The following is a 25,464-nucleotide window of genomic DNA, read 5'->3' as shown; positions in this document are numbered from 1 at the left end:
TCAGTTTTATGTTCATTGACTGAGGGCATTTTTTTGTCTTATTTCTTGTCTTTTACGTATGGAAAAGCATCTCTAGATTGTTCCAAAACGAGGTCGTTGGTATTTTAGAGATCTTTAAAATTTTGGTTGCTAATTTAGAAGTTTCGAGTTCAACATCTGTTAACACTAAGTCATAATCATTAAGCAGTCGATAATCAACTGTAAACACATTATCTGTATAGATATCTATACGGTCAAGACGAGGGAATTTTTTCAACAGCAATTGTTTATATAAAGAAGAAACTCTTTTTTCTTGATAAGAAAGAAGTAACACGGTATCGATTTTTGTTTTTGGAATGAGACGATTTAATAATGCAGGTGACAAAGTAATTAATTCGAGCAGCAGTTCTTCATAGAGAAGCTGTTTTTTCTTTATCGTATAAAAGCCGAACTTAACAATACTATTCTCGTAACTATGAAGTATATCTACATGATCTTTTAGAATCGTATCAAAAAATAATTCGATATAACACGTCTTGAAAAGCTGCAATTCTTTATAAAATGTTATAAAGAGTTGCAGTTGACTGATATGTTCAGGTGTAAGAGAGTCATGGATATCTAACAAAGCATAAAAGTAGTCTGTGAAAGCTTTTAAATGGTGCAAATCACTCTCTGAACAAGGAATATCATCTAGAAATAACAGCTGGATATTCGAACTTAATAGATTTGAAATCGTCTGTCTATTTACACAGAAATTATATTTCTTTTGTACAGTAGAACTGAAAACAGTGTTATTTTTGGCAATTTCATAAAAAAGCTCGATATTTTCAAAATTTGAAAGAGATTGAGAATCTGCTGTTAAATGGCCTTGTCCAATGCGTATGATAGATGTAAATAGATAGTAAATGCCAAAAATCCTTTTGTATGTAGTGATTTCTGTCGTTTTTTCTTTCTTTTTAAAATAACGATTTAAAAGAGTAGCAATCATCTCAAAACAGGGTAATTGTTTAGGTGTATAAAGTTCACGAAACATGCTGCAAAAAAATTGTCTTATGTATATTTCATCGCCAGTTATCTGAACATTTGGATCAAGACTGAGTGTAATCGGCAGCTGTTTATGCTGAAAGTAATGATTGATGCGAATGATGATTCTGCGGATACTAGCTTTACTAAGGTACAGCGCTTTAGATAAAGCAGTCAAAGTAGGCTGTTCCATGAAGATCATTTTCAGGACATTGATATGTGCCGACTCATTCAATATTTTTTTAATAATATCTTCCAGATTCAAGTGCGGAGGTAATTTCAAAATGGTTTGGCTATGTTTAGTAACAGTTATGTACGCAGGGGCATAGGAAAAGTTGAATGCTGAGATATCAGTCATCAGCGTTTTTTTGGAGACACCAATCTTATCTGCTAGCGAGTCGGCGTTCCAATGGTCCATACTAAGCAACAACGCTAATCTTATCTGCCGCTCGGAAGATTTTTCGAGGATGCTCATTTCATTTGTCATTTAGAGGGCGTTGATAGAAAGTTGTCTTTAATGAAACAAAACGCCCATTCACTTCCTTTCCTTTTTGTTTTTTAATATTCAAACTTTCTTATTTTTTATTTTCTCATTTTTAATAGGTAAATCACATATTTTGTATTGAGTATTAACAAAATTCAATTTTAATGATAACAAAAAAAGAGAGCAAAATAAGAAAATAACAGTGATTTTTAACAATTAAATAGTCGGAATATTTCAAATTCAAAATGTTGTGTTTAAAAATAACGATTTAGAGTGATTTAATAAACTTGAAATTAATATAATTAAGTTATTTAATTTATGCTTTTTTATTTGGATATATCTGCTTTAATTAAAAAATTGTTTATTTTTATGTTATTGGTAAAGATAATTCTATTTTTGGAAATAAAAGTTTCTGCTATATAAAATTACTGAAATTATTTTTATTTTAGTTATTATAAAATTTATTTTATTTGTTTGCATAAGTGTGTTTATTGCTATATTTAAAGATTTTTTGTTGAATTCGATGGATATGTTTTGACTTAGAAATGAAATTTCGTTATGTTTTTTATACAATGGCATATTATTATTTTTATTCGCCTTCTTTTTTGAAGGAAATGGACTATCAGATGATACTGTAATTAAATGAAGGTTATTTGCTAGTTCTTACATACTTTAAAAACTTGTATATACGTTATTATTTATGTTTTTTAAAAACCCTATAATTATAACATAGAAAACGCTTGTTTCTAAATCAATTTTTCCGAATAGAAAAAAAAGAGGAGGCTAAGGACTTACCTAAATAACTGTACGATAGATGAAAGGGTTGATTTAGAAAGGAGAACATATCATGATAGGATTTTTGGAAAAACAATTAGAAAGGCAAATCGCATTAGTGTGTTTGTTAAGCATGGATGTTTCAGATACGAATGATTTAGCGAAAGAGTTGGGGGTGACAGATAAAACGATAGTGACAGATATCGACAATTTCAATACAACTTGTTTTCCGGCGTATATAGAAATTGATCAATACAAAGGGGTGACATTGAAGATGCCCGGTCATTTGAATCTAGATGATATCTTCGTCAAGATTCTCAATATATCTGTGAACATTCGGATATTAAAGTGTGCATTTATTGAAGAACCGACTTTATCTGATATTGCCGCAAAACTATTTTTAAGCAAGACAAGCGTTCGGAGAAGTATTGCAAAAATAAATACGTACTTTGCCAAAGAAAAAAAAGACGTCAAAATCTCTATAGATACAAAGGTAACGATAACGGGGAATGAAATACAGGTCCGCAAACTTTTCTCAAGTATGTTCAGAGAAATATATAAGGAAAAAGATTTGCCGCATTTTGAGACTATTTATAAGATGTTGAAACGCTGTTTGAAAAAACAGGAAAATCCAAATTCTAGTGCGTCTAAGATGATCCACGCTGTCTATTACATCTTTACTTCGGTCATTCGTATCGGAAACAATCATCTTATTCCGGAAGAAAATCTAATCGATAAACCGCATGTCGTGCAATCGATCTTGAGTACGATCCAAGAAGATACCGTTTTTTGTACAACAATGGACCAAAAATATAAATTTGCAGTAAATCAAAAAAATGTTTCTAATATTTTGAGTTCGTATATCAGTTTATTATTTGCGAATCCTAAAGACATCGATAACTACACTTTTCAAAAAATAGGCCTTCTTATCAAACAGTTTTATTTTTTGCTTGATATTGAAGAACCTGCAACCGCTGAGAAGATTGTTTATTTTTCAAATTTTATCGATTTCTATAAAGAATTGACGATTTTCAGGATAAGCTATACAGATATTTTTTATAACAAAATTCTAAAAGAACGGCCGCGCATCTGGAAAGCCTATCAAAATGCACTGGTGATATCGAATCTGACGCATATTCGAAAAAATGACTTTCTATACAAAGAACTGTTGCTGGAACTAATGGTTTCCTCAAAAAGGCTGCTGTATCAAGTAGAGCCTAAATTGAAAGAAAAATCGATTTTAGTGTTAAGTTCCCAAGAAGCAGGGGTGTCACTGTTATATAAAAATCTAATTTTAAATAAATATCCTTTTTTCAAAACAATCGATATCTATAAAGAAGACATCTTCACTTTAGATTATTATTTGATCAATCAATATGATCTTGTGTTAACCGATCTTTCGCTCAATTCAAGTCGTGTCTCTTCCGAAATCCTAAAAATATCGAAGGTGCCAACACGTTCTTTTTGGAGCAATCTTGAAAAGCTGCTGTATTCCTCTTGATTTACTTCCAGGATTTATTAAACAGTGAACTAAAAATAAACTTTTTATTTTTAGTTCACTGTTTTTTACCATCTTAAGAAAATAACTGTTTTATTAAGAGGATTCCTTGGATTTATTACTGCTCATCTTTTTATTAATTTCGAAAAAGTAGGTGCGAAAAAGCACAGATATCCACGTAACTGTATTAGGTTATTTCCGTTCCGGCGGGGAGCTAAGGGGCGAATTATTGAATGCACCAAGCTCTGTTACACAATGGCGAAGAAAAGTCGAACAAGAAGTCAGAAGAAACGATATTCCTGGGTACGAAAATGCCATTCTTTCGATGATTTGGATAGAAAGTAATGGGAACACAACTAATGGCCCAGACATCATGAATGCAGGAGAAGCCACAGGACGAGAGATAAGCTCCCCTGATCAATCCATTGAAAGAGGCGTCGCACATCTTGCCCAATTGCTGCAAAAAACCACTGAAAATCAGCTAAGTGACCGTGCTGCTGTCCAAGCATACAGTTTTGGCGAAGGATATCTTGATTGGCTGATTGAAGAAGAGATTCCGCATACCTTTGATCATGCGCGGCTCTATGCTCGAGGAAGAAGTAACCGAAGAATCGTTGATTTCCATCACCATGTTGCTGCCATGCGCGGGTTCAATTGGCGCTTTGATTATGGCAACATGTTTTATCAACTTATGGTTTCTCAAAATATCATGGTGGACTCGGGGCGGCTGATTGAAACGGCCAGAGAAGAAATCGGGACAGCAGGCGGGGCGAGATATCTGCGTTGGCTAGGCCTTGAACATACAGTTGAATGGAGCGGTGCCTTTGTTTCGTGGGTCGCGAACGAAGCTGGTTATCTTGCTCAAGACTTAGTACCGCGAACGATCAATGTTCGGCATATGAAAGAATGGTTTGAAGAACGCGGGAAATTTGTTCCTGCATATGATCAGGAGTACAAACCTCAGTCAGGTGATTTGATCTTTTTCGATTTATCAGGCGGAGGCATTGCCCGAGATCGCGTTGGTTTTGTCGAATTTACTGGTGGTACCATCATACAAACAATCGAAGGAAACGTCACTGGACATGTTCGGCGAGTCACCTATTCAATGGATGATGTCACGATTGTGGGCTATGGAGTAACGAGGTAAAAATTTAGAGGAAAGGAGGAAAACGATGTTCAAAAATTTAACAGAAACGAAACAAGGCAAAAGACTGTTGTATGGTCTGGGGATGATTCTGCTAGTGGTCGTCTCGGTTGTCATTTACTCGTTCTTTGCACCAAATGGGGAAACGGGACAAGCCAGTACATCGGGAGGCAGTACAGAAGGATCTACGGAAGAAACAGTCTTTGGACAATATAGCGGACAGGCTTACAGCGGACGCTGGTAAACTCAGTTAGACAACAAAATTTTCCAAGCAGAGCTCAAGTTATGCGCCAAGAGAGGCCTTAAAAAGAAGCAAATGCCAAAGGAGAAGAGCTATGACTAAAGCCGAAGAAAAAGAACTAAAAGATTTAACAGATATAAAGAAATTTTTGGAAAGTAGAATAGTTCTACTAAGCCATGAGGGACTGCACCATGAGGGGGGGATAAAAGATGAGGGAATAAACAAGATATTGTATAGTATCCCCGAAATGGTATTATCGCACGATATCTCCTCACTACGACATGATTCATTCCATACAATAATAGAAAAAATGCGAGGCCTGGGTACATCTTTAAGTAAATCAATCTCTGTTAATAAAGATCTTCAGACAATCAAAAACGAACTGGCTGTTTATCAAGTGACAATGGTAAAATACCTAGATTCCTTAAGCAAAGCAGCAGGGTATGAAACCGAATATTTTGCGACTCGCCGCGATATCGTTTTTAGCAAAAATAAAATTAAAGATGTAACCAAAAAAATAGAAAAAGCAAAATCACGTGAACGAAAACTTGAAAAAAGTACCCTCAAACAAATTGATTTTATAGTTTCTGAAGTAAAAAAAGATGCAGCAAAATCAGATTACACATTTGGGGATAAAAACTATTGGCAAAAAAGCTTCATTGAAACAGCTTCTTCTTCCTATGACGAAACCATTAAAAAGGTCTATGACTATATCAAAGAAAACGATCCTCATGATCAATTGGCAACAATTGACAATATCAAATTGGATTTTAAAGCAGCGAAAGGTGAGGTCGATAAACTAAAGGAAGCGTATGAGAAAACCTATGGAGAGGAGAATGCTTGGAAAGAAAGACTATTGCCTAAGCGATTAACTGACATGGAAAAAAATAAAGAGCAAAAAACGCTCCGACAAAGGTTAAATGCAGCTCGACAAGCAGTCCGTCAGCGAGCAGCAGCAACTTTCTCCGCAAAAAAAGCTACAAAAGAAGAGCGGCATCCGCTACTCAGAAGAGAGCAGAGAAATATCCGCTAAATCCAAAAATCCCGCCGCATTTTTCCTCGCGGCGGGTTCATTTTTTATCCAAATAAAATCATCAGCAACAATCCAAGAACATAACTTGAATTAAATAAAATCATATTTTTGATCGCATAGCCGAAACTTTTTGGGTGAGGCAGATCTTGTTTGAATTGGGTCAAGTTTTGATAGATTTTTGGCAATGTCAGCAAAGTAACTAAGATAGGCCAGTGAAAAATCCCTGCAAACCAGCCAAGCACAATTACTGGATAACAGGCCAACATCAAACCTTGGAATAACAAAACACCAACTGGACGTCCAATGTAAAACACCAATGTATAACGATGATTTTCTATATCGCGATCCAGATCTCTTAAATTATTTGCCAACATGATATTCGCAATCGTAAATACTAAAGGAAGAGACGCCCAAAAAATCGCAGCAACTGCCCAAAAGTTTCCCTCCAAAACAAATCTTCCTGTTGCAAAAGAAACTGTAAGGTCAAAAATATCTGCTCGATGTGTATTGATATAAACAGTTAAAAAGAAAATACCAAATCCCATTGTCAATCCGCTGAAAATCTCTCCCAAGGGCATTCGGGACAGCGGAATCGGACCAAATGTATAAAAAACACCGATAAAACAGCAGATCGCCCCAATAATCAGCGTCAGCCAGCCTGTGCGGGAAACTAAAATCAATCCGAGAATCAGCACAAAAGCTAACATCAGAAAAATCATATTTCGCACAAGCTTCGATGAAAGATTTTCTCGGCCAATCACGTTTTCCTGCTGTTTATAGACATCGGAATGTGCTTTATGGAAATCCATATAGTTGTTGATTGCAGTCGTTGCCAAATCGAAAATCAGCATACTGACAAAAAACAGCAGCGTGTCGAGCCAGTGTACTTCATGAAAAAAAGCGATAGAGAATAAAACCCCTATCGCAAAAGGAAATACACTAGCTACTTTCGTTCGAAGTTCAACGACTTCCAAAAAAAGTTTTAGTGTCATGTTCTCGCTCCTATTTCAGTTCTGAACGGTCGCCCATCGTATAAGTAGAATCCTCAGATAGTTTGAATTCATCCTTGATAGGGTCAGTTACATAAACTTTTCCTTCTTTCGTTACGAAAATCGCGTTCGTACCGTTATCTAAGTTTTCAACATATTCTAAGCCTTTTTTGACGCCCATAGAAAAGACAGCAGTGGATAGGCCATCGCCATCGATCGAACGTTTCGTAATGATCGTTACACTGGCAATATCATTATCAAAAGGATAGCCGGTTTTTGGATCGAACAAGTGATGATATTTTTTACCATCGACTTCTAAATAACGTTCATAGATACCAGAAGTAACAAGCGTTTTATTGCTTTCTTTGATCGTACCTAAAACAGAGCCTCTAGAAAGGTTTGGATCTTGGATACCGACATTCCAATCGGCATTTTCCGCACGAGGGCTGTGTCCAAGAACATAGACATTTCCGCCTAGATCAACTATCGCAGTTGTAACACCATGTTTTTTCAAGACTTTGATTACTTCATCTGTGATATAGCCTTTTGCAATCGCACCTAAGTCGATGATCATGCCTTTTTCTTTTAAGTAAATGGTTTTTTCTTCATCATTCATCTCGATTTTGTGATAGTCGACCAATTTCAATGCTTGATCGATTTCGTCTTGAGATGGTTTGCGCGCATCATCAAAGCCAATTCGCCAAAGCTGTGTGATGGCACCGATCGCCATATCAAATCCGCCATGAGAATCTTTGCTGTATTCATACGCTTCTTTCAAAAGACTGTAGACATCATCTGAGACTTTAACAGGTTTGATCCCAGCTTGCTTGTTGACTTCATCGATCTCTGATCCTGATTGGTTGATCGTGATTTTATCGCCTAGTTCTTTGACACGAGCAAAAGCAGGTGCTAGGGCATCTTCTTTTCCTTCATCATAAACACGAACTCGGACATACGTACCAAGCAAAAACTGTTCTTCAGCATACGGTTCTTTTCGTAATTCTGCAGATGGGGCAGTGCTTTCTGCTGTTTTTGAACCAGTAGAATTACATGCACCTAAAATGAATAATGACATTCCTGCTGCTAATAAAGGTAGCAGAACTTTTTTACGCATAACTTTCCTCTTTTCACTTCTAAATGTTAAAGATTTTGAGATCGTTCTCTCATATCTTAACATAAAACTTATAGCAAAAGAGGCTGCAAATGTAGCGCACAGCCTCTCGTCGTTTCGATTGCTTATTCTGTTACGATGTTGTCAACTTTGATTGGTGTTGTATCGCCTTTTTCAGCAGCGTTAACCAATTGTTGAGCGTAGATGATGAATGAATGTGAGCTGTGTGTTGCACCAGTTACAACTTCAACATCAGCAGGTGAGCCGTCTTCTTCACCCATTGCTTTAACAAGTTCGTCGTTAAGTTCTGGGATGTAAGTTTCTGGGCTTGTACCGCTTTTAGCTTTCATGTTTTTGTTGTAGTCAGCATCATCTTTTTTAGATTGGCCGTCAGCATTCAAGTAGTCGAAGTTTGATTCAGACACTTTGCCGTCAGCAACAGTCATTTCAAATTTTACGTGATAGCCGTTTGAGTCATTTTTTTCTTCCAATGTGTATGTGCCGTCTTGTAAGTCAGCGCCATTGTCGATTTCGATTGTTTCAGTGTTTCCAGCTTGTGCAGCTTGGATCAATTGTTGTGCATAGTTTTGGAAGCTTTCAGTTGAATGAGTGGCACCAGTAACAACTTCGATGTCGCCTGCGCTTTGTGTTTCAACTAATTGTTTGTTCAATGCAGGGATAAATTCTTCTGGGTTTGTACCAGCTTTATCCTTCATGTTTTTGTTGTAGTCAGCATCGTCAACTTTTGACTTGCCGTCTTCATTGATGTTGTCATAGTTTGATTCAGCGATCTTACCGTCTTTTACAGTGATTTCAAATACTGCACGGTAGCCGTTTGAGTAGTTCTTTTCTTCAAGTTTGTATGTGCCGTCTTGTAAAGGCGCACCAGCAACAACTTTTGCTTCAGTTGCTTCTGTTGAACTTTCAGATGTTTGTGCTGCAGATGATTCAGAAGTTGCACTGCTGCTTGAGTCTCCGCTGTTATTGTCAGCACCACATGCTCCCAATACTAAAGCTGAAAATGCTAAAACAGCAAATCCAGTAACAAAACGATTTTTTTTCATTTTTTACCCCACCATTTCCTAATTTGTTCGCACAATTTTAATTTGTGATTCATTATACATTGTAATAAAAGTAGGTAATAAGTCAACCGTTTTCCTAAAATAACATGCGTAATAATAAAACCGTTTTCTTTTCTGCAAGTTTCGTGAAAATAACGCACTGGCTTTATTTTAATAAAAACAACAAAAAAGAGAAAAAGGAGTTAGACAAACGTACCTATTGTATATATAATGTATGGAGATTGTGTATTAATTATCAAACTTAAATGTTTATAAGGAGCGGATTATCAATGACAAAGCAAAACATTGTCGTTGTAGGTGCAGGGTATGCCGGTGTTTCAGCTACAAAATTCCTGGCAAAAAAACTTAAAAAAGAAGACGTAACGATTACTTTGATTGATCGCCATTCTTATCACACTATGATGACAGAATTACACGAGGTTGCTGGAGGACGTGTTGAGCCTGAAGCGATCCAATATGATTTACAACGATTATTTTCTCGTAAAAAGAATGTCGATTTGGTGACAGATACTGTGATCGGGATCGACAAAGACAAAAAAATCGTCAAAACAAAATTAGGAAGCTACCCTTACGATCACTTGATTTTAGGTATGGGGGGCGAACCAAATGACTTTGGTACTCCTGGTGTTAAAGAAAACGGATTTACTCTTTGGTCATTCGAAGATGCAGTGAAAATCCGCAAACATATCGAATTAACTGTTGCAAAAGCAGCTATCGAACCAAATGATGAATTAAGAAAAGCAATGTTGACTTTCGTTGTCTGCGGTTCTGGTTTTACAGGGATCGAGATGATCGGTGAACTGATCGATTGGAAAGAACGTTTGGCAAAAGACTACAAACTTGATCCAAGCGAAATCACATTGATGGTCGTTGAAGCAATGCCAACGATCTTGAACATGTTAGGACGTAACGATGCAGCGAAAGCAGAACGCTACTTAGCGAAAAAACAAGTAGAACTATTGTTGAACGCGCCAATCGTTGAAGTTGCGCCTGATCACATCAAATTAAAAGACGGACGCAAGATCCCAACTCACACATTGATTTGGACAGCTGGTGTCAAAGGAACGACAGATGCAGCAGACTTTGGATTAGAAGTAGCACGCGGCCAACGTCTTGTAGCAAATGAATTCATGCAAGCAAAAGGATATGAGGATAAAGATATCTATATTATCGGAGACCTTGTTTTCTATGAAGAATTTCCTGATACACCAACACCGCAAATCGTCCAAGCAGCGGAACAAACTGGACACACAGCAGCAGCAAATATCGTTGCGACGATCAAAGGCGGAGAAAAACATAAATTCAAAGGCAATTATCAAGGATTTATGGTTTCTATCGGAGCAAAATGGGGCGTAGCCAACCTGTTTGATAAGATTCATTTAAGCGGATTTTTAGCAATTGTAATGAAACATATCGTGAACTTGAAATATTTCTTCGATATTCGTTCCGGCTACTATATGTTCCAATATATGATGCACGAGTTTTTCCATATCAAAGACGACCGCAACGTGACTCGAGGCCATTCTTCTCGTTACGGAAATGTCTTATGGAGCGTACCGTTACGTATTTTCTACGGTTTAGTTTGGTTCATCGAAGCCTTCAAGAAAATCGTTGGTAATGGTGAAGTGTTGAAACCAAGCACTTGGTTTGGCGATGGTTCATGGTTTACAGGTAACAGTGTTTTTCCTTGGACTTGGGATTACAATGTAGCAGATGTTGCAAGTGGCGCTTCTGCAGCCGGCAGTGACGCAACAACAGCAGCTTCTGGAGCTGGCGCAGCATCAACTGAAGCAACGACACAAGCTGCTCACTTTGGATTAAGCTATGCGTATGGTGAAGATCCAATGGCAGTTATCGAAAAGACACCGGATTGGTTCAACAACATTATGAAAGTGATCATGCCAAATAATGACGTTGCGATGTTCTTCCAAAAATTCATGGTATTCTTTGAGATTGCTTTAGCTCTTGCATTGATTGCTGGTTTATTTACATGGTTATGTAGTGCAACAACAATCGTCTTGGTCATCACTTTCTGTCTGTCAGGTATGTTCTACTGGGTAAACATCTGGTTCATCTTTGTAGCATTTGCTTTGATGAATGGTTCAGGACGTGCCCTTGGTTTAGACCGCTGGGTAATCCCATGGTTGCAAAAAACAATCGGCAGCTGGTGGTATGGGAAGCCAAAAGCTAGATATGGCGATAAGTAAAAAATAAGCAGCCCATCACAAAAAAATAATACAAAATTATCTAAGCCGTCTGCAGCGTTCTGTTGCAGACGGCTTATTTTTTGGCAAAAAATATTGCAGAAGAATAAAAGAGACAATAAGAACATAGAAACGATAATCAGTCCCGCAGCTTCAAGCTGCGGACTTTTTTTGTGCATAAGAATTAGGAGAATAATTTTAACAACAAGTCCAATAAACAAAAAACAAACCAATCCGATTTTTATTTTTATTCTTGCTTCTTAAAGCGAAACATCTCTTTCGAAACCCCTTCACCTATGCTAAAATGAGGATACTTGCTTCGAGAAAGGGGAACCAAAATGCTGAAAGATTTTGTCCAGAAAAGTTTATTCAAACCTTGGGATTTTGTCATTGTTTTTCTGTTGATCCTTTTTTCGTTTGCACCAATCGTGGTATACAGTATCCAACAGCAAGGCGCCTCTGCGGAAAAAGAAGCTGTCTTACGAGTAGACGGTCAAGAAATCAAAACTTTTTCTTTAAAAGAAGGTCAAAAAAGTTATACATATGAATACACAGATGCTCACGGAGATTATAACGTAATCGAGGTCAGCGGCGACAAAATCAGGATCAGCGAAGCCGACTGTTCGGATCAAGTTTGCGTCCGCCGAGGCTGGGCAGAAGACAATGGCGAGACGATCGTTTGTCTGCCGCACAAATTAGTGATCGAAGTTCGATCCGCAGATGGGAGTGAAGGAGATCAATTGATTTATTGATCTGACCACTTATGAGCAGACTACAAAAATTGATTTATATTTCTTTGCTGGTAGCGCAAGGCGTGGTAATCGGTCTGATTGAGAATATGATTCCTTATCCATTTGCTTTTGCGCCAGGTGCAAAGTTAGGTTTGGCGAATTTGATTACACTGATTGCTATTTTTACGATGAGAAAAAGAGACAGTTTCTTCCTGCTGTGGCTGCGTTTGATTTTGACCACACTTCTAGGCGGAACGATCTCAACTTTTCTTTATAGTATGAGCGGTTCATTACTTAGTTATTTCGGGATGCTCTTAGTTAAACAACTGGGGCCGAAAAGAGTCAGTATCATCGGGATCAGCGCGACAGGCGGCTTTATGCATAATGTCGGGCAGCTTGCGATGGCATCTTTGATTGCACAATCTTGGACGGTGATGCTGTACTTGCCGATTTTATCTTTCCTAGGCATCTTGTCAGGATTTGCTATCGGAATCGCTGCGAATTATCTTTTGCGCCATGTCCATACACTGCAACGATTCCAGCAAGATTACGAACAGCACAGCAAGAACAAACAGCAATGGCGTTCTGCTTTTCTTAAAAAATAAGTTGTACAAGGAGTTTGTTTATGAAGCTACAGCTACACCCAATGTGGGAACAGTACCCAAGTCTTGTCAATGAGCTGGCGGAGACGCTCCAGCAAATGGAAGATTCGATCCATTTGAAAAATAAGCCAGTGGAGCAAGCAATCAAAGAAACGATCCATGCAGGCGGAAAGCTCTTGCGACCAGCATATCAGTTGCTGTTCTCACAATTTGGACCAGAAAAAAACCGTAAAAAAGCAGTCGCATTAGCTGCTTCCATTGAGATGCTGCACACTGCAACGCTGATTCATGATGATATCGTGGACGAAGCAGACTTGCGCCGCGGAAAACCGAATATCCGCAGCCAATTTGGGAATAGCGTCTCTGTGTATGCAGGAGATTATCTCTTTGTTTGCTGTTTCAAATTGCTTTCGGATTATTCTACTTCTCTCAAAAGTCTCCAATTGAATTCCCGCAGTATGGAAAAAGTCCTGAATGGCGAGCTGGGACAAATGGATGACCGCTATGATACAGAATTAAGCGTAGACGAATACTTGAACAATATTTCTGGGAAAACAGCAGAATTATTCCAACTGAGCTGCTTTGTCGGCGCTTATGAAAGTGGATCAACAGAACGTTTTGCGAAAAAATCAGGAGACATCGGACATAAAATCGGTATGGCTTTCCAAATCATCGATGATATCCTAGATTATACAAAACAAAGCGGTGACATCGGCAAACCAGTGTTGGAAGACATGCGCCAAGGTGTATATTCTTTGCCGCTGATTTATAGTTTGCAGCATGAAAAAGAAAAATTACTTCCTTATTTAATGAAGAAAGCAGACATGACAAACGAAGATGTAGAGACCGTCCAAGAAATCGTCAATACTTCCGGCGGTGTCGCTTATGCTAAAAAATTAGCCGCTGAATATACAGAAAAAGCCTTAAAAGACTTGGCGAAATTACCAGAAAACACATCAGGAACCAGAGAAAACCTGATTACTTTGACGAAACAAATCTTGGATCGGGAAAATTAAAACCAACGATTTGACTCGCTTTTTAATAGAATACGCAAAGACATTGAGAAAATTTTTTTCAATGTCTTTTTTTTTTGCATTTTTTTGACCAGCAACTTTTTCGAAAAAAAGAAAAAGTCGCCACAGCTGCCCGCCTAAAAGCTGATAAAGTTTAGATAAGCGTCGTGCCAAGCTGCGCAGCGCTTTTCTGCTCGCATGTCTGTGGGGGAAAGCAAGCAGGAAATTGAGAGTTGCCACAGCTGTTCACCGCTTTTTGATCGCTCGATTTTAACAAAATGAAAGATAGGAGGGAGAGGACTTGAAAACGAAAAAACAGAAAAAGACCATTTTGTCAGCAGCAGCGATTTTAGCCGTGCTGATTGCTTTTTTTACATACCAGTATTTTCAAAAAGAACCTGAGCTCGTCGCCAATCTAGATTATGCGGATACTTCTTTTATCAAGGAGATGTCAGAAGATGAATTGCTTCGTTTTTTACAAGAACAAGCGGATGGCGACTATATTCGTTTACGGTTAGATACCTCAATGCGTTTCAGTACAGAGGAAGAAATCGGGGCAGTGAATATCCAGAATCCGCCCAGCAATGACTATGCGATGGAAGTGGTGACCTATATTGAAGGAGAGGATCAGAAAATCTATGAGTCCGGTGTGATCCAGCCGCGGCACTATGTCAGCGAAGGGAGATTGCTGCGGGAAGTGGATGAAGGTTCTTATAAAACAGTCAGCACTGTAAGATTTTACGACGAAGAAATGAACGTGGTCGGAACCTCTTCTGTTGTGGGGAATCTAACTGTCAGCGGCCGATTTGATGGATAAAAAAGGAACAAGGAGGAGAAAATGAAACGATTAAACAACATTTTTATGTCAGTATTATTTGTTTTAGGAAGCGCTGGGATCGGGACTGCAGCAGCGCATGGAAATGTTTGGACACCTGGCGAGGTTGATCCAAATACACCTTCACAATCAATACAAGGAGAGGAACAGGCGGTCGTTCCGGCAGAAGGGACATTTAGCGAATGGGACCCGACAAATCCTGGTCCGGGACCTGGCCCGACTGACCCAAAAGATTGGATTGATGTGATGATCCCTGCCAGAGTTTTGTTTGGACAGACAGATAAGACAGGCGGAAGAATCGTTTCGCCTGTTTACAGGATCGAGAATCGATCAGCAGCTGGTGTGCGGGTCTCAGTGGGTGACTTTAGAAAAGGAACAGATGCGGACAAGCTTCCAGATCTGACGTTGAACATGGAGAACGATACGGTTGGGCAGACCTTATCTTTAGTCCATCCTTCCGCTGCGCCAACTTTTCCAACTGAACTGACATTGATGCCGAATCAAAATGATGTCACCGAGTTTTCGTTTTCTGGAAATGTCGGAGAAGGGTTCGAATTTGGTGCACCGATTCGTCCGCGATACGAACTGGTTTTACGATTTGAAGCTGTAGGGGTGTAGAGATGAAAAAAACTTTTTTATGGGTACCGTTCATAACATTCATTAGTTTGCTCAGTCTAACAACCGGTATCGTTTATGGAACAACCAGTAATGTTGAAGTCACTGGACAAATCGGTGTACAAACGGTTCCGTCGTCTGAACCGGAAGAATCCGCACCGCCAACGGAAGAAACGACTGCACCGGAGGAAACACCTGATACAGAAGAGACACCAAGTACAGAAGGAAATCCAAGTACAGAAACGTCCTCTGAAGAAAGAGAATTAGCCAATATCAGTCAAAATCTTCCTCAAACAAATGCTGCAATCAATCCTTGGATTGCTGCAGCAGGCGGCGTTCTTTTGCTCATCGTTTTTGTGCTGTTCATGCGAAAGAAACTCAAATCCGTTTATCATACAAAATAAAGAGAACCTGTATTGTTTTTGAAGTTAGTACGGGTGTTCAATGGGTTATTTAAACGACACAATACAAAAAAGAATAACAGTAAAAACAAGAGGGAGAAAAAGATGAGATTATTGAAATTGCTATGTGTGGGTGCCCTGCTCTGCTCGAGTTTCAGTCCAACCATCGCATACATGGATGATAATATAGCATTCGTTCAGACAGAAGAACCTGCAGCGGCTCCGCAAACAGAAGAAATAGAGCAGACAACTGAGGCGAATCCAGCAGAAACTGTGGAAGAGGAAGTGCCAGCTTCTGCTGAGCCTGTCCCGGAACCGCCGCCAGCAGAAGAATCATCTGCCGAAGAAGAACCGATTGTTGAAACGCCGGTAATCGAAGAAGAGCCCGTAGTCGAAGAGGAACCAGAAGTACTGCCGCCGCCGATTCCAGAGAATTTGCCAGATGCGGATGGGATTTTACAAGAAGTCATTGAGGGGCCATCTCCGCGTGCTGATTATTTTTTAAATGCCCGTCTTCGCGGACTCAAAAGAGATTATGCAGCAAGAACATATATCGAGGGGGTTCTAAGACGTGCTTTTGAAAGTATTTCGAGTATAGACTTGGGTACAAACATTGGTGCAACAGCTACTCGTTCTATCACTTTTCCTACCCATTCTTTCTTTGATGCTGGAGGGTATAATTCATGGGTAGCAGAGATTGCTGGGAATACCCATCTGCCTACGCCTTGGTTTACCCATATTTATTATGGCGATCATCCAAGGTATAGTGGGATTTTTTCTATGGATACTCCATTCGCAAGTATGAGCCAACTTGATGGTAATCTAGCGAATAGCGGAATCCAAGCAAATACTTCGCTTACAAGAAATGGCCATACGATGACTTTCACAGTGAATCTTGAAAGGACAGGTACTTGGGATTCTAGTCGTCCCCCGGTGCGTACCCTATTTAAAAGTATGCGTGTAGCGTTAGGTGCTACAGTTACGTCGTATCATCCGACTTATCCGCATGCACCTATCCGACTTGGTAATGAACAGGATGTATTTAATGGCAACCCAGCTGGAGCAGGTGAGATTCTGGGAACTTTAACGATTAACGATGACATAGCTCCTACTCTTGAGGCAAATGCCATACCTGTTTCAGTACCATTGGGAACAACAATCGATGATATTCGAGCTATGAACCTGGGACCGTTTTTAGAAGTCAAACTTGATGGACGAACATTGATACCTAATGAATATAACGTGAGTATTGTAAGGGACACTCTCGATACGAATGTTGTAGGACAAGCATCAACTAGACCAAGAATCCGAGTTAGCCATCCTTCTGCAGCACCTGTGGAATTGGATCTGCCAATCGAGGTAGAATGGAGCGATAGTGTGGTTTTTGGTGGCGCTATTGGCGTTTCACAATCGGTTGCTGCTTTTACACTGCATCATGGAAACAATCCGAAAATTACATCAGCTATCGGGGTCGGCCCTACTGTTGGATCTGTGCATACAAGTTACCGCGGAGTTCCATATTACCGATTTAATTGGTTCGATATGAGCGCTGGCTCCGACTTATTATTAACGAATAACGCAGGGGATCAGTCTATTGAAGTGCGAGGAGAGGAGCAAAGATCCGTAGTATCGCGCTGGAACACAAGGTCAGTCAATTACGGCGATGTCGTTCGCACTTGGGTTGTGCTTTCTGAAATGAATGCTTTGCGTGTACGTGAAAATGATCAGTTCATCCATCACGGCGGCGAAGTTTACTATGAAATAACTCCTTCTGGCTATCGTCCGTTGAGTATCAATCGGGTAGTGACGACAGAACATGAAATCGAGATGAATACGCCTGAAGCAGAATTGCAGAATCGAGTGGCGGAATTCATCGATATATCGAATTTGCCAAATATGCGTGTGGTTAGATTTGAGCGCTTGCCAGACACATCCAGTACTGGGCGAAAAGAAGGAATCATTAGAGTGGCGGAAACATTGAGCACAGGAAGACAAGTTGAATATGATTATACTGTTTCGTTCAATATTACAGCTTCGCTTAATGTACGTGCTGAAACTATCCCTGTAGTACTTGGAACAACAATGGATGATATCCGAAATATGGATTTGTCACCGTTTCTAGACGTCACATTAGGCGGAACAACTTTGGCTCCTGATCAATATGAATTGAGTTTTATCAGCGAAGCTTCCAATGCGATTACAGTAGGTGAACTTAACATTAAACCAAGAATCCGAGTTAGCCATCCTTCTGCAGCACCTGTGGAATTGGATCTGCCAATCATCGTAGAGTGGGGTAATAGTGTGGTTTTTGGCGGCAGAGAGGAATTGACAGAAAGCACATCTGCAGCATTTACTTTACATCATGGTACATCACCACGAATAACTGCAGCATTTGGTAATCGTGGGAGCTCGGAAATTATCAACCGAAATTTTTGGGGAGAGTACTATAACTTCAGCTTATTTTCTATGACAGGTCATACGAGCCGAAATTTATCTAGTTCCCAGAGAGACCACAGTGCATCAGCAACGGGGCAAGAGCTGAGAAGTGTGGTATTAGAACGATGGCCAAATCGAACAGTAGCTTATGGCGATGTCGTTCGTACATGGGTTGCAGTTCCTACAATGAACGTTCTGCGCGTAAATGATCAATTCGTGAATCATGGCGGCGAAGTGTACTATGAAATAACGCCATCTGGTTATCGTCCATTGAATATCAATCGAGCAATTACCAAAGAACAAAATGTTATGTTAAATACTTCTTCAGAAGAATTACGAAATAGAATCAATGAATTCATTGATGTCTCCCATCTGCCAAATGTACGAGTGGTTGGCTTTTCACGACTGCCGTGGACTACAAGTCCTGGACCTTTAGAAGCTGAAATCAGAGTCGAAGAAACATTAAGTACAGGAAGAATCGTTCAATACGATTACACTGTTACCATCAATGTCCTGGCTCCTCTTAACGTAAGTGTTGAAAACATTCCAGTACTTTTGGGAACACCGACTGCTGAAGTGGAAGCGATGGATTTCAATCCCTATCTTGAAGTGACAATGGGGGATCAGATTTTAACATCGGATCAATATGACGTTACATTTATTAGGAACAATTTCTTTAATACTGCAATAGCAGGTACTCCGCAAAATAGACCAAGGATTCGTGTTAGTTATACAGGAGAAGGGATTCCTCCTGTAGAAGTGGAGCTGCCAATCGTTGTAGAATGGGGCGACAGCATTGTTTTTGGTGGGGATAATGATCTGAATACACAAACAGTCGCTGCTTTTACTATCCACCATGGCGCCCAGCCCAGAATTACCAATGCATTTGGAAATGGTGCTGCTAATACTATGATTCATCGGAGTTATCAGGGTGTTCCCTATTATCGATTAAATTGGTTTGATATGGGAAATAGTCTCAATACGACACTATCTAATAACGCAGGTAATTTTTCTATCACAGTTCAAGGGGATTCTTTTAGGTCCGTGGCAAATATATGGGGCACAAGATCAGTCAATTATGGCGATGTCATTCGCACATGGGTCGCTGAAGCTGATAAAAATGTTCTGCGTGTAAATGATCAATTCGTGAATCATGGCGGCGAGGTTTACTATGAAGTAACGCCGTCTGGTTATCGTCCGTTGAGTATCAATCGAGCAGTGACGACAGAGCATGAAATCGAGATGAATACGTCTGAAGCAGAATTGCAGAATCGAGTGGCAGAATTTATCGATATTTCGAATTTGCCAAATATGCGTGTGGTTGATTTTGCTGAGTTACCAGATGTTACGCGTCCTGGAAAGTCTCCAGGAGTCATTCGTGTTGCTGAAACATTAGCAAGCGGAAAGGAAGCTATGTATGAGTATACTGTAGACTTCGACGTAACAAGCAATGCCTCATTGATCGATGTGAACTTGCCTAAAGAGATGGTTTTCGGCTCGACGGATCTTTATGAAGGCAAAGTGGTGTCGCCAGTATACACGATCGAGAATAACAGTGAGCGTGAGGTGCGCGTGAATATCCATAAGGTTGATGTGACGGCCAACGATAATCAGCTTGCTCTGCTTGATTCTACGGCCAATGAGCCAACTGGTACGAGTAATGCCGTAAGATTAGTGATGGAAACAGGTGCAACAACTGTAGGCCTGCACGAAAATACATCGAATCAGCTTCTTGCCAACTTATTACCAAGCCGATCTGCACAATTTACGATTGGTGGAAATTACTTTGGTGAATATGGTGAAGCGATCCGATTAGGTTTGGATATCCATTATCGCTTTGAGATACTTCCTTAAGATACAAAACAAACACCACGTGAAGTCATGGGACGACTTCACGTGGTGTTTTTGCATGAAAAAGACTGAACGTTTCAAACGTTCAGTCTGCATTTAAAGCATAAGTTATGACCATGAAAAATCAGCGTTCTGGAGAGCTTTTCCTTTTCTGTATGACTTGATTCGGTAATTGTTTCGCTGCTAATTCCCGTCGAGTGTCGTCTACCCATTTTCTTTTGCGTTCGGTTTTTGCAAAATAAAAAAATAATTGTTTTGGCTGAAATAGTTGATAAATAAGGCTTTTTCTTCGTTATATCGTTAATTTTTTCTTTTCGAAATTATCGTTCCGAAGTCGGAATTATCTCATGATATAATTCGCACTATACTTGAGGTAGAACTAAAAATGAACCGAGGAGAATTCTGTTGAAAAGAGAGACGTATACCTTATCGAAACGAGCGGCAATCGATATCATCAAAAAGCTGCTCAAAAAGAAAAAGCATTTTTCATTTAAGGATATTGAGGAACAAATCGGAAGGGAATTGACGAGTGAAGATAAATTTATGGTTCGAAGTATCGTGGTGAAAAAATTCAATATGAAAGTGGTTTATCTTTCTCCTTTTAATCAATTGCGTTTTTATCGCAATCAGGAAAAGGGCTGAATATGTTTGAATAGCAATTATTTACTAAGCTAAGATGCCTGTGTGGTATTTTGGCTTTTTTAAATGTTGTAATCGCATACAAAGTAATAGAGATAATATTATATCGTTTATGCTTGTATATGTAACTGAGGAAGGGGAGCTGCCTATACGTCTGTAGAATAAAAATATGTCGATAGTAGTGTAATTCCAATCATAGGGAGGAAGAGTATGAAAAGAAAATTAGCAACAAGTATTTTATTATCAACTTTGTTTCTGTCGGGGATAACGAGTACATTTTTGGCTAATGAAGTAGATGCTGAGGAATCTTTGATGAACATCACTCAAAAAACGGAACAAGTGAAAGAAGATAAAAATATCGATTTTGATTTAAGAGACTTGTTTTCGTTAAACGGACATGCACAGCAAGTAGACAGGCAGACAGCTCGATTAACAGAAGCACAGCAGTGGCAAGCTGGTACGATTACTGGTGTTAAATCCCTCGACATGAACCATGATTTTGAGCTAGATGCGGATATTTTTTTAGGAAATAACTCGAATGGAGCTGACGGCATTGGTATTGCATTCCATCAAAGTGGGATTGGTGCAATCGGTGTTCATGGCGGTGGTATTGGGATTAAGGGATTGAAGAACGGTATTAGGTTCGAATTAGATACTTTTTGGCAAGCCCCAGCTGATAGAGATCCATCTTTTGGGCATAATACTATGAATGGACCACATGCTGGGTTCGTTTCCACAGATCAAAGCTCAGCCCATCTAACAGCGTTAGCGCCAATGCAGTCAATAGAACGTCCTCATGCGGGAAGCACATTTAAGAATTTAAGAATCCATTGGAACAGTTCAACAAATACATTTACTGCAAATTATGAAGGGAAAACTTGGATACTTAATAATGCAAACGTGAACAAAAATGAACGTTATTTCTTCACAATCAGTGCAGCAACGGGAGCTAATACGAATGTTCATGAAGTTCGAATCAATCATTTTGATGCAACCTTTGAAGCACCAGAGCTTTTCGCAAATGACATAGAAATCAATCAATATGATGAATTTGATCCATTCGACAGTCGAATCGGTTTGAAAGCTATAGACAAAGTAGACGGTGATATCACAGATCAAATTATTGTGGAAGAAAACAATGTGGATACATCTATTCCTGGAAACTATACGGTTACATATCGAGTTCAAAACAGCTTCAATGAGGAGACGCGTAAAACGATCAACGTCAAAGTTAATATTAAGGAAACTTGGCCGAATGGAATTCCTGACGGTTGGAAAATGTTTTCTGGTGAAGATATCGAACTAGTAAAAGATCCAGACAGAGCTTTGGTTGGAGATTACACATTCTTTGCTGATCAACATGCAAGTATTTTTAAACATTTTACGAATGAAGAAGCGCTAGTTGCTGGGAAAGAATATCGTGCAACGATTTACTTCAAACCTATGACTGCTGGAAATTTAGAGAGTCATCATGTGAAGTTGTCTTTGAAAGCAGAGCCATCAAGTAATGACAGTCGAGAAATTTTCAATACGACACTTGCAAATGCTACGCCGGGAGATAAAGGTTATTCTTATATCACCCAAACGTTCACTGTAGCAGAAGATGAAACAAATCCGTTGATTATTATTGAAAATTATCGAGGTGGTTATATTGGTTCAATCAATATCGCGCCTACTCGAAACCAATAAGTCCTACCATATTTACTCTCAAATTACTTCTTAACAAAGAAGAACACTCCATAAAAAGCACATAGTTAACAACGAAAAGCACATAGAGAAAAATATGGATAAAATAGAGACTGCTTATACTGTACTCAGCTTATGCAGCAGCTTGGGGAAGTTTGTTGCATAAGCCGTACAGCAGCACTACAGATAAGAACAAAATAAGACACTGGATCTGTGCCCCCCATAGATCCAGTGTCTTATTTTGGTGATAACATTATTCTTTTGTCAGATGCGGATGATTTTCGATGGATTTTAGACTGATTTCCCCAGAAGATAAGGTCATCATTTCTTGTTCTGTTTGAACGAGCAATTCGCCTTTTTCGTTGATGGATTCCGCAGTTCCTGTATACGTTTCGCCTTTTTGGGTGAAACTTACTTTTTTGCCAAGGACAAACGATTTTTCTCGATAGAAAGAAAGAAAATCATTCTTGTTTTGGGAAAGATACGTGAAGAGTTCTTTCCAGATTTGGATAATCAATTGGTTGCGGGTGATCGTCGGCTGACCATCTGGGAAAATCGAAGTTGCTTTTTCGCTGATTTCTGCTGGAAAGCCTTCTTGAGGTAAAGAAAAGTTGATGCCCATTCCGATGATGATATGGCTGATCCTGCCCGATTCCATATCGCTGACAGCTTCAGAAAGAATGCCGCAGACCTTTTTTCCGTCCATATAAATATCGTTGACCCATTTGATGGCTGTTGGTTTTCCTGTCAGTTCTTCAATAGCTTTGGCACAAGCGCTGGCCGCTATGATCGTGTATTGCGGCAGTTCATCAAAATGTTTGTCTGGATGAAGGAGCAAGCTCATATAAATCCCTCGACCAGGCTCTGCATAGAAAGGTCGTCCGAATCGTCCGCGGGCTTGTTCCTGCATATCTGCAGCAAATAATACAGGGGAATCTTCTCCTTGTGCTGCTGCTAATTTTGCGTCTTTCATGGTTGATTCAGAAGTGCTGACGACATTGACTTTTAAATCGGGGATCGATTGTTGTAAAGCATGCAGTATTTCTTTTTCGTCTAAAACATCTGAAGGCAAGTAGCGGTAGCCTTTTGCGCCATGTTCAAACTGGTATCCTGCTTTTTCAAGTTCTTTTATCGCTTTCCAAACACTGGTGCGGGAAAGTTGAAGTTGTTGTGCTATTTTTTCACCTGAAAGAAAATCGGGAGACTGTTTCAGTAATTGAAGTACTTTTTCTTTTGTAGTCATGGAATCAAGCTCCTTTCTCGTCTATTTTAGCAATAAAAACAAGCAGATAAAACAAAGAAAACATCTTGGACCAAAAAAGAAGGTCAAAGATGTTTTCGTTAGTGAAACTTTTTTATAAAAAATGCTGGCTTCCTGTTTTAGCCTAACAGCACTTGATCGTCTTTGAGAGCAGAGCCGCTGTTTCTCTTGAACATATCCAAGAGTTCCGGTACAGTCAATTGTTGTTTTTCTTCATTTTTGATGTCAACGACGATTTGTCCTTGGTGAAGCATGATCAGACGATTCCCGTAACGAATTGCGTCTTCCATATCATGAGTGACCATGAATGCAGTCAATTGCTGTTCGTTGATCAATTTTTCTGTCAGTTCCATAACTGTTTTAGAAGTAGCAGGGTCAAGAGCTGCTGTATGTTCATCCAGCAAAATCAATTCTGGACGCTGAAGTGTTGCCATCAACAAAGTAATTGCTTGGCGCTGACCGCCAGATAACAGACCGATTTCTGTACGCATCCGATTTTCTAAACCAAGATTCAAGTGCGCAAGCTGTTCTTTGAAAAAGTCGCGGTCTTTTGCTTTTACGCCAGAGAAGAAGCCGCGTTTTTTTCCGCGTTTCATGGCCAAAGCTAAGTTTTCTTCTACAGTTAGTCGAACCGCTGTCCCCATTTTAGGGTCTTGGAAAACACGGCTGATTTTTTTTGACCGAGAGACAACTGATTTTTTAGAGATTTCCTGGTCTTGTAAATAAATATGTCCTTCTTTGATTGGGAAAGTACCAGCGATACTGTTCAAAAGTGTGGATTTACCAGCGCCGTTCCCGCCGATGATCGTGATGAAATCACCTGGATTGATCGTTAGGTTGATGCCTCTAAGTACGTGGTTTTCATTCACGGTTCCTTTTTCAAAATAATGGTGCAGATTCTCGATTTTCAATACTGGTTCCATCAATTAAACCTCCTTTGATCGTTTCGGTCTTTTTAGTTTCAATTTGTCTTGGACCTGCGGCAAAGAAAGGCAGATAACTAAGACGATAGCAGAAGCAAGTTTTGAATCACTTGGTTCAACATTCATTTCGAAAACAAGCGCTAGAATGAAACGGTAAATGATTGCACCAAGAACGATCGTCAGTAAACGAATCAAAAGCGGTTGATTTCTGAATAACACTTCAGCGACGATGATTGAAGCAAGTCCGATAACGATTGTACCAATACCAGAATTCAGATCCGCGAAGCCGTTGTTTTGTGCTAAAAGTGCGCCGGAAAGAGCGATACAGCCGTTTGAAAGCATGTAGCCGACGATTTTCATGTTGTCTGTGTTGATGCCGTTTGCTTCACTCATTGCTAAATTATCACCAGTCGCGCGCATCGCAAGACCAATTTCTGTACGGAAGAATGCAAAAAGCAAGCCGATCACAATAAGTGCAAAAATCAAACCAACGACCATTACAGCATTGTTTTTTGTCATTCCGAAATCTTGGACCCATGTGAAAATCGTTTCTTGACCAAGCAAAGGTATATTTGGTGCCTTCATGATGCGGGAAGTAATAGAATACAAACCTGTCATCGTGATGATCCCTGCTAACAAAGCAGGAATCTTTAATTTCGTATGCAGCAAGCCGGTAATCAGACCCGCACCCATGCCGCCGACAAATCCAAGCAGACTTGCCAAAAGAGGGGATATCCCATTGGTAATACTGATAGCTGCGATCCCTGCACCTAAAGGAAAACTTCCTTCAGCAGTCAGATCCGCAATATCTAAAATCCTATAAGTCAAGTACACCCCGATTGCCAAGAGTGCCCAAAGCACACCTTGAGAAGTGGATGAAAGCAAAAGTGAAAGTATATTCATAAAATG

The 25,464-nt window shown here is 39.5% G+C and carries 21 protein-coding genes; 14 read left to right on the top strand and 7 right to left on the bottom strand.

Annotation, left to right across the window (positions count from 1 at the left end; all coding sequences use genetic code 11):
• Nucleotides 1-52: 52 nt before the first annotated feature.
• Nucleotides 53-1,477 (bottom strand): helix-turn-helix domain-containing protein, encoded by a 1,425-nt coding sequence (locus tag IGI64_RS12230; RefSeq protein ID WP_429940718.1) that lies wholly within the window; start codon nucleotides 1,475-1,477, stop codon nucleotides 53-55.
• Between the two features lie 856 nt (nucleotides 1,478-2,333).
• Here IGI64_RS12230 and IGI64_RS12225 point away from each other — a divergent pair.
• The 4 genes from IGI64_RS12225 to IGI64_RS12210 all read left to right on the top strand — a co-directional run bounded on the left by IGI64_RS12225 (nucleotide 2,334) and on the right by IGI64_RS12210 (nucleotide 6,176).
• A complete protein-coding gene (locus IGI64_RS12225) occupies nucleotides 2,334-3,761 on the top strand; it encodes a helix-turn-helix domain-containing protein (RefSeq protein WP_429940717.1) in 1,428 nt (475 codons plus the stop codon).
• Between the two features lie 151 nt (nucleotides 3,762-3,912).
• Complete coding sequence (locus IGI64_RS12220) at nucleotides 3,913-4,905, top strand: lysozyme family protein (protein ID WP_429940716.1); 993 nt, start codon at nucleotides 3,913-3,915, stop codon at nucleotides 4,903-4,905.
• A gap of 25 nt (nucleotides 4,906-4,930) precedes the next feature.
• Nucleotides 4,931-5,146 (top strand): hypothetical protein, encoded by a 216-nt coding sequence (locus IGI64_RS12215; RefSeq protein ID WP_429940715.1) that lies wholly within the window; start codon nucleotides 4,931-4,933, stop codon nucleotides 5,144-5,146.
• Nucleotides 5,147-5,237: 91 nt separating this feature from the next.
• Nucleotides 5,238-6,176, top strand: coding sequence for a hypothetical protein (locus IGI64_RS12210; RefSeq protein WP_429940714.1), 939 nt, complete (start codon nucleotides 5,238-5,240; stop codon nucleotides 6,174-6,176).
• Nucleotides 6,177-6,220: 44 nt separating this feature from the next.
• Here IGI64_RS12210 and menA read toward each other — a convergent pair whose 3' ends face one another.
• From menA to pplA, 3 genes are all read right to left on the bottom strand, one after another.
• The gene (gene menA, locus IGI64_RS12205) at nucleotides 6,221-7,168 is read right to left on the bottom strand and encodes a 1,4-dihydroxy-2-naphthoate polyprenyltransferase (protein ID WP_429940712.1); all 948 of its coding nucleotides are present in this window, start codon (nucleotides 7,166-7,168) and stop codon (nucleotides 6,221-6,223) included.
• Nucleotides 7,169-7,178: 10 nt separating this feature from the next.
• Nucleotides 7,179-8,279 (bottom strand): FAD:protein FMN transferase, encoded by a 1,101-nt coding sequence (locus IGI64_RS12200; protein WP_034862292.1) that lies wholly within the window; start codon nucleotides 8,277-8,279, stop codon nucleotides 7,179-7,181.
• A 122-nt stretch (nucleotides 8,280-8,401) separates the two neighbouring features.
• Complete coding sequence (gene pplA / locus IGI64_RS12195; RefSeq protein ID WP_016624465.1) at nucleotides 8,402-9,340, bottom strand: extracellular electron transfer flavoprotein PplA; 939 nt, start codon at nucleotides 9,338-9,340, stop codon at nucleotides 8,402-8,404.
• A 287-nt stretch (nucleotides 9,341-9,627) separates the two neighbouring features.
• Here pplA and IGI64_RS12190 point away from each other — a divergent pair, with 287 nt between their 5' ends.
• The 10 genes from IGI64_RS12190 (at nucleotide 9,628) to IGI64_RS12145 (ending at nucleotide 22,374) form a co-directional block, all read left to right on the top strand.
• Nucleotides 9,628-11,565: an NAD(P)/FAD-dependent oxidoreductase gene (locus tag IGI64_RS12190; RefSeq protein ID WP_429940711.1), complete on the top strand. Its 1,938-nt coding sequence runs from the start codon at nucleotides 9,628-9,630 to the stop codon at nucleotides 11,563-11,565.
• A 335-nt stretch (nucleotides 11,566-11,900) separates the two neighbouring features.
• Nucleotides 11,901-12,314 (top strand): NusG domain II-containing protein, encoded by a 414-nt coding sequence (locus IGI64_RS12185; RefSeq protein ID WP_429940710.1) that lies wholly within the window; start codon nucleotides 11,901-11,903, stop codon nucleotides 12,312-12,314.
• 11 nt (nucleotides 12,315-12,325) lie between these two features.
• Nucleotides 12,326-12,898 (top strand): Gx transporter family protein, encoded by a 573-nt coding sequence (locus IGI64_RS12180; protein WP_016624458.1) that lies wholly within the window; start codon nucleotides 12,326-12,328, stop codon nucleotides 12,896-12,898.
• A gap of 20 nt (nucleotides 12,899-12,918) precedes the next feature.
• Nucleotides 12,919-13,911, top strand: a complete 993-nt coding sequence (locus IGI64_RS12175) for a polyprenyl synthetase family protein (RefSeq protein ID WP_429940709.1) — start codon at nucleotides 12,919-12,921, stop codon at nucleotides 13,909-13,911.
• 298 nt (nucleotides 13,912-14,209) lie between these two features.
• Nucleotides 14,210-14,725: a hypothetical protein gene (locus IGI64_RS12170; protein ID WP_429940707.1), complete on the top strand. Its 516-nt coding sequence runs from the start codon at nucleotides 14,210-14,212 to the stop codon at nucleotides 14,723-14,725.
• A 21-nt stretch (nucleotides 14,726-14,746) separates the two neighbouring features.
• The gene (locus IGI64_RS12165; protein WP_429940706.1) at nucleotides 14,747-15,361 is read left to right on the top strand and encodes a hypothetical protein; all 615 of its coding nucleotides are present in this window, start codon (nucleotides 14,747-14,749) and stop codon (nucleotides 15,359-15,361) included.
• A 2-nt stretch (nucleotides 15,362-15,363) separates the two neighbouring features.
• Nucleotides 15,364-15,762, top strand: a complete 399-nt coding sequence (locus tag IGI64_RS12160; protein ID WP_429940705.1) for an LPXTG cell wall anchor domain-containing protein — start codon at nucleotides 15,364-15,366, stop codon at nucleotides 15,760-15,762.
• Between the two features lie 102 nt (nucleotides 15,763-15,864).
• A complete protein-coding gene (locus IGI64_RS12155) occupies nucleotides 15,865-20,049 on the top strand; it encodes a hypothetical protein (RefSeq protein ID WP_429940704.1) in 4,185 nt (1,394 codons plus the stop codon).
• Between the two features lie 402 nt (nucleotides 20,050-20,451).
• Nucleotides 20,452-20,688: a hypothetical protein gene (locus IGI64_RS12150; RefSeq protein WP_429940703.1), complete on the top strand. Its 237-nt coding sequence runs from the start codon at nucleotides 20,452-20,454 to the stop codon at nucleotides 20,686-20,688.
• 207 nt (nucleotides 20,689-20,895) lie between these two features.
• Nucleotides 20,896-22,374: a lectin-like domain-containing protein gene (locus IGI64_RS12145; protein WP_429940702.1), complete on the top strand. Its 1,479-nt coding sequence runs from the start codon at nucleotides 20,896-20,898 to the stop codon at nucleotides 22,372-22,374.
• 250 nt (nucleotides 22,375-22,624) lie between these two features.
• Here IGI64_RS12145 and IGI64_RS12140 read toward each other — a convergent pair whose 3' ends face one another.
• From IGI64_RS12140 to IGI64_RS12130, 3 genes are all read right to left on the bottom strand, one after another.
• On the bottom strand, nucleotides 22,625-23,614 hold the full coding sequence (locus IGI64_RS12140) for a biotin--[acetyl-CoA-carboxylase] ligase (RefSeq protein WP_429940701.1): 990 nt from the start codon (nucleotides 23,612-23,614) through the stop codon (nucleotides 22,625-22,627).
• Between the two features lie 137 nt (nucleotides 23,615-23,751).
• Nucleotides 23,752-24,555, bottom strand: a complete 804-nt coding sequence (locus IGI64_RS12135; protein WP_429940700.1) for an ABC transporter ATP-binding protein — start codon at nucleotides 24,553-24,555, stop codon at nucleotides 23,752-23,754.
• Between the two features lie 3 nt (nucleotides 24,556-24,558).
• Nucleotides 24,559-25,458: an ABC transporter permease gene (locus IGI64_RS12130; protein ID WP_429940699.1), complete on the bottom strand. Its 900-nt coding sequence runs from the start codon at nucleotides 25,456-25,458 to the stop codon at nucleotides 24,559-24,561.
• Between the last annotated feature and the right edge of the window lie 6 nt (nucleotides 25,459-25,464).

Origin of the sequence: Enterococcus sp. DIV0210g (assembly GCF_050559705.1) — a bacterium.
In the GTDB taxonomy this organism is placed as follows: Bacteria; Bacillota; Bacilli; order Lactobacillales; family Enterococcaceae; genus Enterococcus_B; species Enterococcus_B faecalis_A.
This window is presented reverse-complemented; position numbering and strand designations above follow the sequence as displayed.

Bases quoted from the DNA above. Each gene is read 5' to 3' on its own strand.
- IGI64_RS12145 (WP_429940702.1), top strand. From the start codon at position 20,896: ATGAAAAGAAAATTAGCAACAAGTATTTTATTATCAACTTTGTTTCTG.
- pplA (WP_016624465.1), bottom strand. From the start codon at position 9,340: ATGAAAAAAAATCGTTTTGTTACTGGATTTGCTGTTTTAGCATTTTCA.
- IGI64_RS12135 (WP_429940700.1), bottom strand. From the start codon at position 24,555: ATGGAACCAGTATTGAAAATCGAGAATCTGCACCATTATTTTGAAAAA.
- IGI64_RS12200 (WP_034862292.1), bottom strand. From the start codon at position 8,279: ATGCGTAAAAAAGTTCTGCTACCTTTATTAGCAGCAGGAATGTCATTA.
- IGI64_RS12225 (WP_429940717.1), top strand. From the start codon at position 2,334: ATGATAGGATTTTTGGAAAAACAATTAGAAAGGCAAATCGCATTAGTG.
- IGI64_RS12230 (WP_429940718.1), bottom strand. From the start codon at position 1,477: ATGAGCATCCTCGAAAAATCTTCCGAGCGGCAGATAAGATTAGCGTTG.
- IGI64_RS12185 (WP_429940710.1), top strand. From the start codon at position 11,901: ATGCTGAAAGATTTTGTCCAGAAAAGTTTATTCAAACCTTGGGATTTT.
- IGI64_RS12175 (WP_429940709.1), top strand. From the start codon at position 12,919: ATGAAGCTACAGCTACACCCAATGTGGGAACAGTACCCAAGTCTTGTC.
- IGI64_RS12190 (WP_429940711.1), top strand. From the start codon at position 9,628: ATGACAAAGCAAAACATTGTCGTTGTAGGTGCAGGGTATGCCGGTGTT.
- IGI64_RS12180 (WP_016624458.1), top strand. From the start codon at position 12,326: ATGAGCAGACTACAAAAATTGATTTATATTTCTTTGCTGGTAGCGCAA.
- IGI64_RS12140 (WP_429940701.1), bottom strand. From the start codon at position 23,614: ATGACTACAAAAGAAAAAGTACTTCAATTACTGAAACAGTCTCCCGAT.
- IGI64_RS12130 (WP_429940699.1), bottom strand. From the start codon at position 25,458: ATGAATATACTTTCACTTTTGCTTTCATCCACTTCTCAAGGTGTGCTT.
- IGI64_RS12215 (WP_429940715.1), top strand. From the start codon at position 4,931: ATGTTCAAAAATTTAACAGAAACGAAACAAGGCAAAAGACTGTTGTAT.
- menA (WP_429940712.1), bottom strand. From the start codon at position 7,168: ATGACACTAAAACTTTTTTTGGAAGTCGTTGAACTTCGAACGAAAGTA.
- IGI64_RS12160 (WP_429940705.1), top strand. From the start codon at position 15,364: ATGAAAAAAACTTTTTTATGGGTACCGTTCATAACATTCATTAGTTTG.
- IGI64_RS12165 (WP_429940706.1), top strand. From the start codon at position 14,747: ATGAAACGATTAAACAACATTTTTATGTCAGTATTATTTGTTTTAGGA.
- IGI64_RS12155 (WP_429940704.1), top strand. From the start codon at position 15,865: ATGAGATTATTGAAATTGCTATGTGTGGGTGCCCTGCTCTGCTCGAGT.
- IGI64_RS12210 (WP_429940714.1), top strand. From the start codon at position 5,238: ATGACTAAAGCCGAAGAAAAAGAACTAAAAGATTTAACAGATATAAAG.